The following is a 16988-nucleotide window of genomic DNA, read 5'->3' as shown; positions in this document are numbered from 1 at the left end:
GGCTGCGGTACATAGACGGGATGAAGCTGCGCGAGATAGCCGAGCGGATAGGGATATCCTATCAGGGAGTGCTCAGCGCGGAGCGGAATGCATTGGAGAAGCTGAGAAAATCTTTCTGGGCCGCGTCTCCATCGAATGCAACCAGGTTGACCTAAAGGGCCTACAGGCAGAGCTTGCGGAGATCGATGAGAACCTTGTGTGGCACAACCTGAACCACATCGACGAGGCAGATCAGCTTTTGCGGCGCAAGGAGATTTACGAGGAATTGCACCCGGAAACACGAAAAGGTTTCGCCGGAGCGAAGGCCCGATGGGAAAATGCAACCGAAACGGTTTCGGTTGCAACTGACGAAAAATCATTTTCAGAGGATACAGCACAAAAATTAGGGGTTGCTCCGCGAACAGTCGAAATGAAAGTCCAGATCGCCAAGAACTTGACCCCGGAAGTCAAAGCGGCGGTCAAGGAATCCGGCATCAGCGAGAAGAACGCACTCAAGCTGGCGCGGATCAAAGACGAGGACAAGCAGAAAGAGGCGGCGCAAAGGCCCTTCTAACCTTGTTGTTTACACATTTGATAAAGGTTACGGCCAGACCGTCTAAAGGCCGCTGCGTGGGCTTGCAAGCCGATCACGCGCTAAGATATGGCTTTGTCACGACCGAAAAGTTTTCGTTTGCGATAATGGCTCGTGGGTTTGCTCGCCGAATTTGGCGAGCATTGCCGTCAATGGCAACGATTGATAAAATAATCAACCGTGAAAAAATTCGTAGTTCAGTCTTTATGGCAACAACCGCCAAATTTGATGACTATCGCCGCCGCATACCCACAAATATAAAACTAGCGGGCAACCCGCGGAGGGAAGCCCGCTTTCTTTAATTCCTAGGAAGATTAAGCACACAGACGGCACGAGATTCACACATGGAAAAAAGTATGGGAACCCGTCGGGAAAGATTGATCCCGCTGATAATCACATTGTGAGAATCCAAAAGCAGTTTATCGATAAATCCACAGAGCATTTTTTGTGTAGCTGTACGACCTTTCAAAAAATCGATATCTTCAATGACCACGTTTTTAGCATTAAGTCTCTCGCATGACTTCCGGCCCAATAGGTAATCAATGACAGATTCTGATGTCAAAAACAGTGTGTCGGATTTCTTGTAGCTGGACGCTATCAGCCGCGTTTTTCCACTACCGCTTTTTCCCTGAATAAATGTCAACTGACCTTTCATTTTGATACCTCACAACAGATAATAAGGCGAAAAATGGCGCTAAGATCATCACCTAGCGCCATCTGCTTTATTGAGCCTTTTTATACAATGGAATCTTGACTTCGATCTGTGCATCCTCTGCCCAGTCCAGCAGAGTATTGACAGATGCGCGTGTGACTTTGGCATCCTCTTTCAAAATTTCTAAATCCTCTTGCATTTTGTCAAGTCTAGCGTCTACTTGGTTGAACCGTGCGTCAACGGAATCTAAGCGCTTGTTAGTTGCCTCTTGCCCTTCTTTTAAGGATTTCAATTCCAAAAGGATCTGCTGAAAAATATCCTGCTCCATAATTTTAACCTCCTACCTGTGAATCTGATTATATCACGTTAAGGATTAGCCCACAATGGGCGATATTGCCAAAAGCGAACGGTTATTCTTCCGTCTGTTCCTCTGGGACATACTCCATGATGTCCCCCGGCTGGCAGCCTAAAGTGCCGTAAGGCATTGAATTCAAATAAAGGCCATGCTATAATCGCACTAGGCACTGTCGATCCCAGCGGCAGGCGGTTATGCCACTCCCTTGGGAAAGGGGGTGATATGTATGGTCGAGTTGATTTTAGCGATCCTTCTGGTCGTGGCGATCACCGAGGCCGTCAAATACATAAAAAAATAACCGCCCCACCCTGACAAAGTGAACGGTTATTTTTTACCTTAACTTTCAGGGCGTAACCGTCTGTCGGCAGTGCCCTTTTGTATCTTTAGTATAAATTCTTTTGGTGAGAATGTCAAGCGTCGCTAGCTGTTATCGGCTGGCGGCTCTTTTTTATCTCGTTCGATCTTCGCGTCAATAGCTTCATTTATATAGCCGTTCAAGCTCTTGCCCTGTTTCTGGGCGTAGTCTGTAATGGTCTCTTTTTTGCCTTTTGACACTCGAATCTTTATTTCATCATAGTTAGCTTTCATGTATTTTGCAACGGCCTTTTGTTGCGCTTTACTTGCAGGAGCCATACTATCCCACCTTTCAGAGTAATTATATCATACAAAAATATCGGGTACAATATACAATGTGAATATATATCGGGTACAATATTTGTTTACTTTATCTATTGATATATCGGGTACGATATAATATAATATAGACAGAAGTTAAGGGAAGGCAGACGAAAGTAAGCGAAAGCCGAAACCAAGAATGCCGCGTAAAGCTGGGAACGGATAAGGGAGATTGAGACGGGCAGCGCCCTAGATGCTTAAAGCCACCCAGTCCTTAACTCAACGGCCCAGAGCCACCGCAAACGGTTCTCCGTTTAGGCGTTGACCGGATAAAGCGCCGTCGATGGCAAGGAACGAAAAGCCACAGTTGGCGGGTTAAGCTCGAAAGCCTGCGCAGATAAGCCCCTGCATCCGGGCTAAGACAGAAAGGAGTGATTCCATGAGCAACAAAGAGTTAACCTCCAAGATCGACCGCCTGCGGGAAATGCGGGCGGAGATCGACCAGAAGCAGAAGGAGGCGGACAGGCTGGCCGACACGATCAAAGCCGAAATGCTGCGCCGTAACGTGGAGGAAGTGGAGACCGATTCCACAAAGGCCACGTACAAGGTTGTGAAGTCGTCCCGGCTGGACACCGCCGCCCTCAAAGAATCCCACGGCAAAATCTACGAGCGGTTCTTAAAGGCCATTGAAACCCGCCGCTTTGTGGTGTCGATGGTATGAGAAAGGCCCCTTACATCCACGCCGACCAAAGCAAGATGTAAGAAGCCCCACACAAACCCCGGAGGTTTGTAAATCCATTCTAGCAGACCTCCGGGAATATTGCAAGGAGGAAGTAAAAATGCGTTTGAGCCGCTACGAGCAAGAAACTATCGTGAATTTTAACGAAGCAGACAGCGCGGCGACCGTCTATACCTATAACGGCGCATTCAAGAAAAAACTCCGATTATTGTCGGAGCAATTTCCCTCAGATGCGAAGTTTATCAGAGAAGATCAGCACGGGGGCGTTACATATTCCATTCCCAAGCGCTGGATTAAAATTCGTGCGCCGCGAATTCTGACAGAAGAACAACGGACAGCGAACGCAGAACGGTTAAAATCAAATCTGAGCCGAGTTCATCCGTGAAAAGTCGGGGTTCGCAATAGGTAACTACATTCGCCGGGGTAGTTTTACCTTTAGCGGGTATAATGCCTCAAAACGGGCGCTATCACACGAAATTTTCAAGGAGGATCGGAAATGCTTATTTCAAATAGCAAGATTCAGTCGATGGTTTTGGAAACCTCTGTGTTGGATTGTTACAGAGAGGCGGTGAACACATGATGGGTTATCGGACTAAGTGTAACGGGACGGTTCGCATACCAAGCGCAATATTGCAGGCAATTCGTATAGATAAGGGGGACAATATAGAGTTTATCCTAAAAGGCAGCGGCGTATTTCTTCGCAAGTGTGAACCAGCACCCAAAACAAAAAAGTCGGTGCGATCTGTTGGGATATCAGCGGGGTTTCGAAAAATTCAGGAATGGGAGCGGGTTTATGGAACAGGGCTTTAAAACGCTGGCTGACAGCATGATTTACGATCACCTTCCGGGCCTTACATTAGCGGGTGAATATTCAGATCCCGATATCGGCATCACTCTGCCGGTCTATGAAATGCCAATGGAGACGGTGGAGAGCTGGAACGCAAAAGCCGACCGGCTGAATAAGCGGAGAGCGGAGTGTGTCCGAAATATGGGACAGTAAATTTAACGCTTATTTTACGCTTATTTACGCAGAAAACAACTGAAAGTTGTGAAAAATTACAAGAGGGGAAAGCCCACAAACCCGCATAGAATGGGCGTTTACGGGACAAGAAAAAAAGATATAAAATGATATCTTTCAGGTTCGAATCCCGTACAGGTCACCAAAACAAACTCCCGCAGACTGGTTTTCTAAGCCAATCTGCGGGAGTTTGTTTTTTATAGAAGGCATATGGCGCCAGTTGGCGCCATATGCCTTCGCTTTTGTGTTAACTATGTATTTGAACCTGCGTTTGGGAGCAAAATGCGCATGCGAAGGCATTTGAATGACCCCATAGGGTTTAGAAGCGCTTGGTCGCCAGGGCGCTCCGCGTTTTCTGCAAATTGTTCAGAACGGCGTCCGGCCGGGTAAGAGCAACGCCAACTGAAAGCACGTCAATAATGGCCAGCTGCGCGATCCGGCTTGACATTGGTTCGGGCTTATAGGACTGCTCCTTGGAAACCACCATTAAAACGATATCGCTGACTTTTGTGATCGGTGATTTAAGACCGCCGGTGATGCAAATTGTGGTGGCGCCAGCTTTTGAAGCGATCTCCAGATTTTCAACGATATCTTTGCTGCTGCCGGTGTGGCTGATGCCGAAAGCCACATCGTCCGGCCCCATGGTGGCCGCGCTCATGGCCTGCATATGCGGGTCGGTGTAAGCGATACAGCTAAAACCGTATTTGAAAAATTTATGCTGGGCATCCAGCGCAACTGATCCAGAGCCGCCCATGCCGTAAAATTCCAGGCGCCGGGTTTTGGAAATGGCATCGATCGCAAGCTGCACCTGCTGAGAACTGAGCACCTGCATGGTGTCCTCAATCGCTTTGATATTGGAGGACATCACTTTTTTAATAATATCAGCAGTTGAATCCTGGTTGGTAACCGCCTCATGAATTTGCTTGCTCGGTTCAATAATTGATTTTGCGATATTGATTTTAAAATCCTGATAACCTTTATAGCCCATGGCCTTGCAAAGACGAATCACAGAGGTTTCGGAGGTGTGGCATTCGTTTGCAAGGCTTGTGATGCTCAGATAAATGATCTCATCCGGGCGGCTGAGGATGTAATCCGCGATCCGTTTTTCGCTTGCCCGTAATGTACTGTAGTGGGTTTGCAGGTGCAGCAGGGCGTTTGCATTGTTCTCAATTTCTACCATATGAAACTTCCATTCTATATACCTGTTCCAGGTAATAAATCAATTTTTGTTATGCTTCCATTATATTGAATTCCAACATGTAAATCAAGTGCATCAAAAGGTTTTTTACTGGACGAAATTTACAAGATGCGGAATGGGTTTGTGGTAATTTTACATGAAAATTAAAATCGTGTAAAAAATATACAAAAAACTAGTGACAAGGGTTTCTGGCTGTGCTATCATAAGCGCATGGAGATAAGATACAAAAATTATTCTTATCTTAAATAAAATCTACATATCAGGAGGAAATACAGATGATCAAAGGTTCCCTGGTGCCCAATATCACGTTTTTTAAAAAGGATAATACCATCGATTACGACAAATGCCGCTGGCATATGAAGTGGATGTTTGACAATGGCGTACATGGTCTTTTCCTGACCGGTTCCTACGGCGCCGGGCCGCTGATGACCAATGAGGAGCGTATTTCGATCTTTAAGCTCGCGAAAGAAGTGAAGGACCAGTATGAAGGGAAATTCCTGATCGCGCATGTCGGCTGTGCGGATACCGACTCCACCGTTGCGCTGGCCAAAGCCGCCGAAGAGATCGGCGTCGACGCGCTTGGCGCGGTTCCGCCGTTTTATTACACCTATACCGAGGACCGCGTGATCGAATACTATCGCGCAATCGCCTCGGCTGTTAAGATCCCGGTATATGCCTATAACAACCCCTTTACCACCAAGACGACCATGACCCTCAAGACGGTCCTTAAACTCCAGGAGGCGGGCGTCAAAGGGGTGAAGGACAGCTCGATGAACGTTGCTTTTATCACCAACGTTTTTTATGACGCGAAGATCAACCGCAAGGATTTCAAAACCATCATTGGTACCTCGACCGGATGGCTGCCTTTTTCTACAATGGGGATCGACACGATGATCGCCGGGATGTGCAACTACGCGCCGGAAATTATCTCCGCGATGTATGAATATACGATCAAAGGCGATATGGAGAAGGCGGAAAAAGCCTATCGGATCATGATGGAATATTCCGGAAAGTGTAAGTTTGTTGACAGCACAATCGCCTCCCACATGATCTTGAAGGCGCGTGGATTCGACTGCGGCCTGCCGCGCCTGCCAATGTCGCTGCCGCAGGACAGCGACCCGAAATACGCCGAACTCAAGACGGATTTTGAAAAAGCGTACGCGGCAATTAAGGCGCTGGAAGATTGACCCATATAAGCGTTCTGTCAAAAAAATAAAGTGGAACCATGGTATAATGGTACAAAATCTGACGCCTGACCGGGCTGGCAAAGGAAGATGGCAATGCGCAGAAAGCAAAAGATCGCGGGCTTCGATATCGGCACCAGTTCTCTGAAGGTGACCCTGGCAGACTCGCAAACTGGGAAGATTACTGACAACCTTAAATACGATTATGCCGGTTATCGGGAACTAGCTCCTGGCGTGATGCCGGTGAAGGTTTATGAAGAGACTGTTCTAACCGCACTTAGCGAGCTCCTGCAAACTTGTGAACTGGTGGGCATGGCGCTTACCACCCAGATGTATTCGGTTTGTGAGGTGGTGGACGGCGAAATAGTTGCTTGGCAATGGAACAGTCTTTGGAAACGTTGCCCGCATAAGGAACCGGATTTCGCACATCAGCTGCAAAAATCCGGTTGCCGCACCGATACCATCTTTGGCGCGTACAAGGTTGCTGCGACCGACTCCCAAAAACGAACTGGCTTTTTGCCATACGGGCTCAAAGAACACCTGATCGCGTTTTTAACCGGTGAACTGGCGACAGATTACACAACCGCTTCAGCAAGTGGATTTTTTGATATCGAAAAACACGACTGGAACCGTCCGTTTGTCGAATCGCTCGGGCTTAATATACAGGAACTTCCGAAGGCGTTGCCGCACAACGCATCCGTCGGAACGCTACGCCGGGATCTGCTGCCTGGGCTGAGGGAGGGCATCTTGCTGGTTCCTGGACTTGGCGACGGACCATCGGCAAGTTGGGCCTGCCGTGATGTGAGCAACTTCTGCGGTAATGTAGGCACCTCGATGGCGGCACGGGTATTCACTGGGGAACCGGATCTCTGTGAAACACATGGGCTCTGGAACTACGCGGTGGATGCAGCTACCTATCTAACCGGTGGGATATCGTCCAACTCCTGCTCGGTGCTCAACTGGGCGCAGCGGTTCGGACTGGACGTTGACGCGCCGCTTGCGGATACGAATGACGTGATATTCCTGCCGTGGCTGCACGGCGAGCGAATGCCATATTGGTCAAGCGATCTACGCGGAAGCTTTTTGGGCTTGCAGATTGGTGACAGCCCTGCGACGCTGGCGGCGGCGGTGGTTAAGGGCGTAGCGTTCACTTTTGCGCGAATGGGAAGGGTACTTGCAAAGAAGGCAAACGGTCCGCTGGTACTTGCGGGCGGAGGTACCAATATCCCAGCATTGGTAGGTCTCATCGCCGGCTGCATGGAGGAGGAGATTGCACTGTTAGAAGATGGCGGCTACCTCTGCTCGACCGGTGCGGTGCTTTCAGCGGGGGACGGACTTGGGATCAAGGTTGATCCGCAGATGCGGATTGGCCGTACCATCCGCCCAGATGGCAGCTTTATACGGGAGTATGAGAACTGGCTTTCACAGGCCAAGGAACTTGCACAGTTTTATAATGAAAAGATTCAATAAACGGTTTTTCAGCGACGCGAAAAGAAAAACAGAAATGTGTATGGAGGTATTCAAATGTTAAAGAAATGTCTGGCACTGGCACTGGCAACTCTTATGATCGTTTCGTTCGCCGCCTGCGGCAGCTACGGCAGTACCCCAGCATCTTCCGCGGCGCCAGCCGCACCAGCTTCTTCCTCCGCCATGCAGGAATCTTCCGTTCCTGCGACAGACGCTCCGGATTTCAGCTCGTTTGACGAAGTGAAAATCAAATTTGCCCATTGGTTCGGAGAAACTCACCCGCAGCATATCGCAATTCAGAAATTCCAGCAGCTCTGCGCCGAGAAATCCGGCGGCAAGATCGTCGTCGAGATCTATGGCAACGGCCAGCTGGGACCGGAGGATACCTATATCGACAGCATCAAACAGGGAACCGTTGAAATGGGCGCGACTGGCACGCTGATGGCGCGTGACGTTCCCGGTATTGCGATTGCGGAGATGCCATTCCTCTTCAGCTCTTGGGAGCATGCAAAGGGGACCCTCGGTGGTGAAATTGGCATGAAGATCACCGAATCGATGCCGGAGGCCTGCGGTATGCGCACCCTAGCTTGGACGGTCAATGGCTTCCGCGAAGTTTCCTCCAACAAATCAGTCGCTTCCCTCGAAGATTTCAAGGGCCTGCGTCTGCGCGTCCCAAACACCCCGGTTTATATCAAAATGTTTGAAGCACTCGGTGTCAATCCGATTGCGATGCCGCTGACCGAGGTGTTCACTGCGCTCGAACAGAAGGTCGCTGACGGTCAGGATAATCCGTATGCGACTGTGCGGGCATCCAGCTTCTATGAGGTGCAGTCCTACATGCTCGAAACCCGTCACATGTTCAGCCCGATTGAATGGGTAATTAATGAGAAATTTTACCAGGGCCTGCCGGAGGAATTTCGTCAGATCGTGGATGAATCGATCAGGGAAGCCGCGGACGAGAACTGGAAACTTTCCCAGGAAGCCGACGACACTGACAAACAGTGGCTGATCGATCAGGGAATGGAAGTTACCGTGCCGGACAATGCAATGCGTCAGCAGCTAATTGATGCACAGGTTACAGCCGGTGTTTACGAATGGTTCTATCAGGAATATCCGGGCAGCGAGGAATTGGAGAAAGAGATCCGTGCCTGGAAAGGCTAAATGAAACCTTGGAAAGCAGGGGGAGAAAGGGAATTTGCGGCTTTGCAGATTCCTTTTCCACAAAAAAGCGGGAAAATCTCCGCTTGGTATGAGAGGTGGATCCATTTGATGCAGGAATATCCCCAGTCCGAGAACCCGGGCGTGCTCGAAACCGGGAAAAAGGTACTCAATAAGATCCTGAATTATGCAATGGGCATCGCCCTATATGCGATGGTGACCTTTGTATTCATCAACGCGGTACTGCGTTACGTTTTTAATTCTGGCTGGCCGGCGTCCGAGGAGCTTGGTAGGTTCCTGTTTGTTTGGGTCTCGATGCTTGGCGCGCTGATTGCCTATCGGGAAAACAAGCATGTTGGTGTCGATCTGGTGGTAAGCAAGTTGAAGGGAAAAACCCGTATGACAGTGGACATCATTGGCCTGCTGGTTATTTTGATCATCCTTTCGGTGGTATTGTATGGCGGATGGGGTTATTTTCTTACAGTATCCCATACCCCCGCCCCTGCAACTAACCTGCCGATGGGGATCATGGCGATGGCGCTACTGGTTTGCGTTGCCGGCATGATGCTGATCGCCTTGACGAGGATTTTGGGCGATCTCAAAGAAATTACCAGGAAGGGGGCGGCGGAATAAATGGAATTAGCGGTTTTTTTGATTTCCCTATTTGCGCTGCTCCCGCTTGGTATCCCGATTGCGTTTATCCTGCTTATTTGCTGTGCGATTCTGATGCTTTTCATGGGTAACTTTGACGCTTCGATCATCGCACAGCAGACGGTAGCGGGCACCAATTCCTTTGCGCTGATGGCGATCCCGTTCTTCATGCTCGCAGGTGAGATTATGGGACGTGGCGGCTTGTCCCGCCGGATCGTCGACTTTGCCAATATTCTGGTGGGTCGGGTGCGCGGTGGACTTGGCTATGCCGCGATCATCGCCTCAATGATCTTCGCGGGCCTCTCCGGAAGCCCAGTCGCGGACGCTTCGGCGCTCGGTGCGATCATGATCCCGATGATGGTTGCCAAGGGTTACGACCGTGGTACTTCCACTGGTCTCATCTGCGCCGGCGCGATGATCGCTCCGATCATTCCGCCTTCAGTTCCGATGATTGTACTTGGTTCGGCGGTTGGCGTTTCCATCGGTCGGATGTTTATGGCGGGTATTGTCCCGGGTGTTTTGATCGGCATGGGGCTGATGGCGCTCTGGTTTTTTATCGTCCGTAAGCATGACTATCACGACACGGTTACATATACCAAAGAGGAAACTGCCAAAATCCTCAAGGATTCCCTTCCTGCGCTGTTCATGCCGGTTCTGATTGTGGGTGGAATCCGGCTTGGTATCTTTACGCCAACCGAGGCAGGCGCTTTCGCCTGTGTTTATGCCCTGTTCATCTCGATGTTTGTCTATCGTGAAGTAAAACCGAGCGATCTGCTTGACATCGCCATTGAGAGTGGAAAGGGAACCGCGATTGTTATGTTCATTGTAGGCGCAGCCACGGCAGTCGGCTGGCTCATCACCGTGGCACAGATTCCGACGCAGTTTGCAGCGTTGTTGGGACCGGTCGCGCACCGGCCGATCCTACTGCTCATTATCATCAACATTTTCTTCTTCTTCATCGGAATGGTCATGGATCTTACCCCAAACCTGTTAATTTTTGGCCCGGTTATTTTTCCGGTCATCATTGCCGCGGGTATCGATCCGGTCTATTTCGGGGTGCTGATGGTCTTTAACCTCTGCCTTGGCTTGATCACCCCGCCGGTTGGCACGATTCTTTACCTGGGATGTAGCGTAGGGCAGGTCACGTTTGGGAGATTGGTCAAAAGCATCCTGCCGTTCCTGATGGTGGAATTCACAATGCTGTTCCTGTTCATCCTCTTTCCGGCGTTAATCCGTGTGCCGATGAACTGGTTTATCGGATAAGGAGGGAAAAGGGATGGCGATTCTTCCACAGAGTGTCTATGCACTTAAATTACCAAAAATGTACCGTGTAAAACAGCAGTTTGACGACCAGCAGCTCGTCGATATCGAAGGCGCGGTTGCAGCGGAGCTTGCAAAGCCCACTGTCCGTGCGTTGGTAAAGTCCGGTATGCGTGTCGCGCTGCTTGTGGGCAGCCGCGGTATCTGTCACATGGATCGAATCACTCGCGCCGTGGGTGAGAATCTGAAAAAAATGGGCGCCCAGCCGTTTATCATACCCGCCATGGGCAGCCATGGCGGCGGTACTGCCGAAGGCCAGAGGAAAGTGCTGGCAGGTTACGGTATTACCGAAGAAACCATGGGAATGCCGGTCGTTTCCCAGATGCAGGTCGATGAGATCGGCATGACGCCGTCCGGCATACCGATCTGCATAGATCGAGTGGCCCATGCGGCCGATCTCATTGTGCCGCTCGGAAGGGTAAAACCCCACACAGACTTCAAAGGCCCGATTGAAAGCGGCCTTTGCAAGATGCTCACCATCGGGCTTGGCAAGCATGAAGGCTGTTCGCGGCTGCATCAATATGGGTTTGAAAGCTTTGCAGAGCTGATCCCGGAGGCAGCGCGGGTTGTGATTGAAAACGCGCCGGTCGGGTTTGGGCTGGCAATCCTGGAAAACGGCTATGATAAAACCTGTCTGCTCGAAGCGGTTCCAGCAAGGGAAATCCACACACGCGAGCCGGAACTTTTAAAAATTGCCAAGGCGCAGATGCCCTCGATTATGCTAAAGGAGATCGATGTGCTGGTGATTGAACAGATTGGTAAGGATATCTCCGGCGCGGGAATGGATCCCAACATTGTGGGCCGCACCACCAAAGGACCAATCAAAGGGTTTGCGGGACCAAAGATTAAACGGATCGTAATTGAAGGAATTTCACCAGCCTCCCATGGGAATACCTGCGGGGTCGGTCTGGCGGATTACGTTCTAAAAGCCTGTGCGAGGCAGATCGACCTGCCGTCCACCTACACAAACAGCATCGGTTCCGGTAATCCGGAAGCGGGACGCATCCCCATTCAGGTCGAAGACGAACGGGAAGGGATTCTTGCATCGCTGCGTACTGCTATAGGGGTGGATTATGACGCTTTAAAGATCGTGAAGATCCGGGACACCTTGTCGCTGGGAGAAATTGCGGTATCGCAGGGGCTCTTGCCTGAAGTTTCTCAAAACGGCCGGATGACCATGTTAGAGGAGATTAACGAACGTGAATAGACATAAATTAGTGATTCTGTCCCGGTCGTTTGCAAAGGCCTGTGACGATCCACTTCGTTATCTGGATGAAAATGAGATCGACTATGAGCTCGTGCGCAATGACGAACCGGAAAATATAGAATTCATTGCCCAAAAGATCGGCGATGCCCAAGCGGTGATCACTGGTTCGGACATCATCGACCGCTATGTAATGGATCACTGTCCGAATCTCAAGTTAGTTTCCAAGCATGGCGTTGGTTTGGACAGCATAGACCTGAAACTGGCCGCTGAACGGGGCATCACCGTAACCAAGACCCCGGATGCGAACAACGAATCAGTGGCCGACCTGACCGTTATGCTGATGCTGTCGGTCCTGCGGAATTTCGTGGACAACCTAATCAAATGTCCGACTCCCGACTGGCATAGCAAAGGCTTGTCAAACGACCTTTACGGCAAGACAGTGGGGTTGGTGGGGTACGGAAAAATCGGCAAGGCGGTTGCCAAACGGTTGGTGGGTTTTAACGCAGAAATTTTGGTGAGCGACCCATTTGTGAAGGAATCGGATTTTGTCACCGAAAACACCCGTTTGGTGAGCTTGGAGAATCTGTTGCGGTATAGCGATATCGTTTCGCTACATGTTCCGCTGACCGAAGCCACCTTCCATATGATCGATAAAGAGGCGTTAGACATGATGAGAGACGGTGCGATCCTCATCAATACCTCCCGAGGCGCGCTGGTGGATGATCACGCGCTTTATCAGGCGCTTATAGCAGGCCGGCTCAAAGGCGTCGGGCTTGATGTCTTTTCGGTCGAGCCGCCGGTTGATGAACCGCTGCTGACCCTACACAATGTTGTGGCGACGCCGCATATCGCTCCGCACACAATGGAAGCGAATTACCGTATGGGTATGGCTGCCGCTCGGAATGTGGTCGAATTTTTCCGCAAAGAGGACGCAGCGGAAAAGTGATCGAGATATGACCGAATTCTGTTATGTTTAAGCTGCCACTTCCGGTTCGTTATCCAATAGCGGGGGTAAAACAAAAAACACCTGCGAAGCCATATTCTATCGGTATTCGTGGGTGTTTTCTTCTGTTTTGGGGTCACTCGCGGCGTTGGCGCGGTTTTTCATGAGCTGTCTCGCCTAATTGCCCCGCTTCTCGGCTTTCAGGGCCGGGCTTACCGTTGAGTCGTACCGCCCGATTTTGCGTAACTGAAAAAAACCGCCCGCGCACAGAGCGAACCTGCTCCCGCGCGGGCGGTATTTGGCGTTCAGGATGCAGGACTGTTGCTGCCGCGCAGATCAAAATCGATCTCGCCCATTGCGTTTGAGAGACCCTGCATATTGTCTGTGAGGCTTTTGGAGCTGGGGATAATCCGCTCCTGGATCAGGGTGAGGAGCTGGATACTGATGCCAACCAGCCCTTCTTCGCTCGGCTGGTACTGCGGCGCGTTGGAAAGGGAAGCAAGCTGCATATAGATATCGGACAGCTGGTTGACGATCGTGTCGTGGTCCGTGCTGATTTTTTTCAACTCCTCGTAAATCGGGCCCATCAGTTGAGTCGCCTGCTTATAGGTCATTTTGTCGCTCCTTTGTTTTTTGTATCATAATACCAGATCAGGGTAAAAAAGGAAAGAAAAAGTTTTATGCGAAAAAAGGTTACCTTTTGCTGCCATCTTTGCGTCCGGCTGTACGCCTGTTCCAAACAGCGAGCGCCCGCTGGAAAATCCGTTCGTACCAGTTGGGGATCCCCGCGTCGGCTGGGGCCCAGGCATCCTGCGCTTCAAAGAGCGCGACAGTTTCATCCCAGCCGATATTCCGGATATGGTGGCGCATCCGGCCCTCGGCGCGGGTGGAAACAACGAGGTCGCATTTATTGTCGCCGCGTTGCAGAATGCTTTGCCGGATGTTTACCAGAGCGATTTTGTCATAAGAAAAAACTACTGTGTGTAGATAATATAAATTTGAATAACGAAGTGTATAATGTTTTCCGCTGCGGGAAACGCCTGATGAGAAGAAATCCATAAGCCGCACCCCCAAAAACCAGAAAGCCGGCAGAGAAAGCATAAAGCCTGCGAAGCGCAGAATTTCCGCCCAATTCGGCAGCAGCCAGATTCCCAGGAAGGTAGCTGCGGGAATCAGCAGGCAGGGCCAGAGCGGATCGATGATAAACTTGAAGATAGCGCCGCCGTTTGGTCTCAGCTGGCGCGGAGTCGAACAGTATTCCGGCAGCAGCAGCCCAAGCTGGCGCATGGCGCGGCTTTTGGTGGAGAAGGGGATGATGGCCGCGATATCAGACTTGTCTTTTCCAATGCCGATCGCGTTGACAAAGACCGAATAGAGCCGTAGTGTCCGGGTGACGAGGCTCTGCCGGATGTCCACAAAACTGATATCCCCGGTGCGCAGGGAGTAATCCTTTTCCACCAGTATGCCGCCGCTGATCCGGAGGCGGTCGTTTTTCCGCTGGACCCGGAGGTTTTTCGTCTGCAGAAGATTCAAAAGGAAAGCGACCAGCCAGCCGCCAAGCAGTGCGATTGCCACACCGGCAGCAATCGGCGGCAGCCGGATGGCAAGGAAGCCGGCGGTCAGCAACGGCAGGGAGATCGCAATCTGCCGCGCAAGCTCCTGGAAGGTGGCAAAAAGCAGCTCGGAAGGCTGTTCCCCCAAAATCTGGCCCGCCTGTGAGATGAAGGTTGCAACAAAGACAATTCCAAGGAACGAATTCGAAGTGAAAAGGGATAGGAACACCACGCCGAGCACAGGCGGGCGGTATTCGGCCGAAATGCCGGGTGAAGCTTGCTGCTCATGCGCAGCGCCATGCAGCCGCATCAGCCGTCCGGCCTCATCGGCACGCAGGTAGAGCGAGAGATCCGCCTTTCCGGGATCACCCGCGATGGTATCGATCCGGACCTTGACCAGATGGAACGGTTTGAACCAAAAAGGGCGCAGGATCGAAAAGGTAGAGATCTTCTGCATTGGAATAAAAGAATTGCGCTTAAAAAATATACCAATAGTAAAATATATCCCGGAAGAATCCATATGGTATTTGAATTGATCCCATTTCGCATAGGCCAGTGCAAGAATCACAGCCACCACGATGAGATCAATCCACGCACCGCGCAGCCAGGCCAGCAAACCGCCGGTCAACGCGGTGATAAAACCACGCCCCACCGGGATCAGCAGCAAAAAGAGGAACCGGTACAGGAAGGCGGCAATCGAGATGGGATGAGTACGCACGAGCAGTTCCTTATTATGCAGGCTCCTCACCTCCATCCGGCAGCACCGGGGTGAGCAGATCGCGCAGTTCGTCCGCTTTGTCCGGCGCAAGCCCGGGAATGTAGGCGTTGCTCCCGGCCGTGAACACAATCAGCGAGCAGATGCCGAACAGCCGCTGCAAGGGGGTGGTGGCGATCGAAACGTACTGTACAGATGTCAAGGGAATTGCCTTCACACGGGTGTAGATGACGCCGCAGTGGATCAGCAGGCATTTTTCGTTGACCGAATAAGCCAACTTGCGGTATTTGATCGGGTAATAGAATATGTAAAAGCCCAGAAAAGCAAAAATCCACGCAGCAGTAAAGACCCACCACACCAAGCCGATGTGCGGGGCAAAATAAGCGGACAGGAAGGAGGGCAGGATCGCAACCAGCAGAAGGCGCAGCCGCCAGACGGTCAGCACATGCAGGTCGGGTTTTTGTAAGGTCATGGGCAGGTCACCGGTTCCTTTGCTTTGTTATGATACTATATTATATAGGAAAGCGGGCGAAAAAAACAGCGTTTTCGCAGAAAAAGCGGCACGGCGGGCGAAAAAAGCCACACCGTGCCGCCGACGGACTATTTGCAGAAAAGATGCGCGCCGATCCGCTTGATGACCGGACGGGTACGGATCCATTGATTTGAGGTCTTATCCGGATTGTAATAGTAGATGGCGCCGCCGGAGGGGTCCCATCCGGCCAGTGCGTCGCGCGCCGCCCGACGCGCGGATTCCGCGATGGCTTCATTAATTTGGCCGTCCGTGATTGCGGTGAAGGCCCCGGGCTGGTAGACGACGCCGGCGAGCGTGTCAGGGAAGGAGGGATGCTCCACGCGATTGAGCACAACCGCGCCGACCGCGACCTGCCCTTCATAGGGTTCGCCGCGCGCCTCGGCTGAAATGATGTTCGCCAACAGGTTCACATCGCTGTCGCCATAACCGCCGGTTGTACCGGTTTGCTGGGAGGAGTAGATCCCCATGGCCTTGAGGGTAGCTGGCCCCGCAATCCCATCCGCGGCCAGCCCGTTTTTCTTTTGAAAGGAGAGCACCGCCTTTTTGGTCTGCACGCCGAAGATTCCGTCGATGCTTCCATTATAATAGCCCCACTGTTTGAGACGCTGCTGGATTTGCCGGACCTCCTCTCCGCGTGAGCCGCTTTTGGAAAGGACCGTATCGGCCCGGCCAAGCTCGACGGTGTAAGCCACCAGGCCGAGCAATAGAAAAAGCGCGATGGAAAAAGAGATCATCCGAATAATGAAAATGGAAACCGTAATCTGTTTGGGTTTGGAGTTGGACACGCGGTGTGGCCTCCTTTAGAAAAGAGAGATACCAAAAGTATGCGCCGCTGCACTATTATATATGTATTCTGTACATAACAAATTTCGGCATTCCGGGCGGGGAAAGGTCAAAAGGGCCGGTTTTGTGGGGAAGTTTAGAAAAAGAAGGCCCATATTCAAATTTTTTTGCAAAAAGGTGTTGACAGCCTTGGCGAAGTGTGGTATTATAACAAAGCTGTCCCGTGAGGACGGGGAGCACAGCACCTTGAAAAATGAACAACGAGAGAAAAGAACAGAAGCTTGTAGATTGGCTCTGGGAGCCGGTTTATGGGCAGAAGTAACCCTT

20 protein-coding genes are annotated in these 16988 nt (G+C 51.1%); 12 read left to right on the top strand and 8 right to left on the bottom strand.

What is annotated here, in order from left to right; translation table 11 throughout:
* Nucleotides 1-20 precede the first annotated feature (20 nt).
* Nucleotides 21-155, top strand: coding sequence for a hypothetical protein (locus tag DWV16_RS19920; protein ID WP_118480744.1), 135 nt, complete (start codon nt 21-23; stop codon nt 153-155).
* A 41-nt stretch (nt 156-196) separates the two neighbouring features.
* Nucleotides 197-553 (top strand): hypothetical protein, encoded by a 357-nt coding sequence (locus DWV16_RS19915; protein ID WP_118480742.1) that lies wholly within the window; start codon nt 197-199, stop codon nt 551-553.
* A 316-nt stretch (nt 554-869) separates the two neighbouring features.
* Here DWV16_RS19915 and DWV16_RS17715 read toward each other — a convergent pair whose 3' ends face one another.
* The 3 genes from DWV16_RS17715 to DWV16_RS17705 all read right to left on the bottom strand — a co-directional run bounded on the left by DWV16_RS17715 (nt 870) and on the right by DWV16_RS17705 (nt 2211).
* The gene (locus DWV16_RS17715) at nt 870-1226 is read right to left on the bottom strand and encodes a hypothetical protein (protein WP_118480740.1); all 357 of its coding nucleotides are present in this window, start codon (nt 1224-1226) and stop codon (nt 870-872) included.
* Nucleotides 1227-1293: 67 nt separating this feature from the next.
* The gene (locus DWV16_RS17710; protein ID WP_118480738.1) at nt 1294-1551 is read right to left on the bottom strand and encodes a hypothetical protein; all 258 of its coding nucleotides are present in this window, start codon (nt 1549-1551) and stop codon (nt 1294-1296) included.
* Nucleotides 1552-1998: 447 nt separating this feature from the next.
* Nucleotides 1999-2211 carry a hypothetical protein gene (locus tag DWV16_RS17705; protein ID WP_118480736.1) on the bottom strand — a complete coding sequence of 71 codons (213 nt, stop codon included), beginning with the start codon at nt 2209-2211 and terminating at the stop codon, nt 1999-2001.
* A 421-nt stretch (nt 2212-2632) separates the two neighbouring features.
* Between DWV16_RS17705 and DWV16_RS17700 the strand changes: the two genes are divergently transcribed.
* The 3 genes from DWV16_RS17700 to DWV16_RS17685 all read left to right on the top strand — a co-directional run bounded on the left by DWV16_RS17700 (nt 2633) and on the right by DWV16_RS17685 (nt 3932).
* The gene (locus DWV16_RS17700) at nt 2633-2914 is read left to right on the top strand and encodes a hypothetical protein (RefSeq protein WP_118480734.1); all 282 of its coding nucleotides are present in this window, start codon (nt 2633-2635) and stop codon (nt 2912-2914) included.
* A 124-nt stretch (nt 2915-3038) separates the two neighbouring features.
* Nucleotides 3039-3317, top strand: coding sequence for a hypothetical protein (locus DWV16_RS17695; RefSeq protein WP_158572970.1), 279 nt, complete (start codon nt 3039-3041; stop codon nt 3315-3317).
* A gap of 408 nt (nt 3318-3725) precedes the next feature.
* Nucleotides 3726-3932 carry a hypothetical protein gene (locus DWV16_RS17685; protein ID WP_118480728.1) on the top strand — a complete coding sequence of 69 codons (207 nt, stop codon included), beginning with the start codon at nt 3726-3728 and terminating at the stop codon, nt 3930-3932.
* A 337-nt stretch (nt 3933-4269) separates the two neighbouring features.
* On the opposite strand, the gene DWV16_RS17680 is transcribed toward DWV16_RS17685, so the two are convergent.
* On the bottom strand, nt 4270-5130 hold the full coding sequence (locus DWV16_RS17680; protein ID WP_066455614.1) for a MurR/RpiR family transcriptional regulator: 861 nt from the start codon (nt 5128-5130) through the stop codon (nt 4270-4272).
* A 293-nt stretch (nt 5131-5423) separates the two neighbouring features.
* On the opposite strand from DWV16_RS17680, the gene DWV16_RS17675 reads away from it, so the two are divergent.
* The 7 genes from DWV16_RS17675 (at nt 5424) to DWV16_RS17645 (ending at nt 13081) form a co-directional block, all read left to right on the top strand.
* Nucleotides 5424-6335: a dihydrodipicolinate synthase family protein gene (locus DWV16_RS17675; protein ID WP_118480726.1), complete on the top strand. Its 912-nt coding sequence runs from the start codon at nt 5424-5426 to the stop codon at nt 6333-6335.
* A gap of 93 nt (nt 6336-6428) precedes the next feature.
* A complete protein-coding gene (locus DWV16_RS17670; protein WP_158572969.1) occupies nt 6429-7802 on the top strand; it encodes an FGGY family carbohydrate kinase in 1374 nt (457 codons plus the stop codon).
* Between the two features lie 54 nt (nt 7803-7856).
* Nucleotides 7857-8960 (top strand): TRAP transporter substrate-binding protein, encoded by a 1104-nt coding sequence (locus DWV16_RS17665; protein WP_118480722.1) that lies wholly within the window; start codon nt 7857-7859, stop codon nt 8958-8960.
* Between the two features lie 108 nt (nt 8961-9068).
* On the top strand, nt 9069-9590 hold the full coding sequence (locus DWV16_RS17660; protein ID WP_158572968.1) for a TRAP transporter small permease: 522 nt from the start codon (nt 9069-9071) through the stop codon (nt 9588-9590).
* Nucleotides 9591-10871: a TRAP transporter large permease gene (locus DWV16_RS17655; protein ID WP_118480718.1), complete on the top strand. Its 1281-nt coding sequence runs from the start codon at nt 9591-9593 to the stop codon at nt 10869-10871. It abuts the gene before it with no gap.
* A 13-nt stretch (nt 10872-10884) separates the two neighbouring features.
* Nucleotides 10885-12135, top strand: coding sequence for a lactate racemase domain-containing protein (locus DWV16_RS17650; RefSeq protein ID WP_118480716.1), 1251 nt, complete (start codon nt 10885-10887; stop codon nt 12133-12135).
* Entirely contained in the window at nt 12128-13081 is a 954-nt protein-coding gene (locus DWV16_RS17645) for a phosphoglycerate dehydrogenase (protein WP_118480714.1), read from the top strand. The genes DWV16_RS17650 and DWV16_RS17645 overlap by 8 nt, the downstream gene beginning before the upstream one ends.
* Before the next feature lie 302 nt (nt 13082-13383).
* Here DWV16_RS17645 and DWV16_RS17640 read toward each other — a convergent pair whose 3' ends face one another.
* The 4 genes from DWV16_RS17640 to sleB form a co-directional block, all read right to left on the bottom strand.
* Complete coding sequence (locus tag DWV16_RS17640; protein WP_118480712.1) at nt 13384-13692, bottom strand: hypothetical protein; 309 nt, start codon at nt 13690-13692, stop codon at nt 13384-13386.
* Nucleotides 13693-13771: 79 nt separating this feature from the next.
* Nucleotides 13772-15385: a PH domain-containing protein gene (locus tag DWV16_RS17635; RefSeq protein WP_118480710.1), complete on the bottom strand. Its 1614-nt coding sequence runs from the start codon at nt 15383-15385 to the stop codon at nt 13772-13774.
* Nucleotides 15363-15818: a PH domain-containing protein gene (locus DWV16_RS17630; RefSeq protein ID WP_066455583.1), complete on the bottom strand. Its 456-nt coding sequence runs from the start codon at nt 15816-15818 to the stop codon at nt 15363-15365. The genes DWV16_RS17635 and DWV16_RS17630 overlap by 23 nt, the downstream gene beginning before the upstream one ends.
* Nucleotides 15819-15946: 128 nt before the next feature.
* Entirely contained in the window at nt 15947-16612 is a 666-nt protein-coding gene (gene sleB / locus DWV16_RS17625; protein WP_066460240.1) for a spore cortex-lytic enzyme, read from the bottom strand.
* Nucleotides 16613-16988: the final 376 nt, after the last annotated feature.

Source organism: Anaerotruncus sp. AF02-27, assembly GCF_003465835.1.
In the GTDB taxonomy this organism is placed as follows: domain Bacteria; phylum Bacillota; class Clostridia; order Oscillospirales; family Ruminococcaceae; genus Anaerotruncus; species Anaerotruncus rubiinfantis.
Note: the sequence above shows the minus strand (reverse complement) of the source record. Positions and strands in the feature narration are given on the sequence as shown.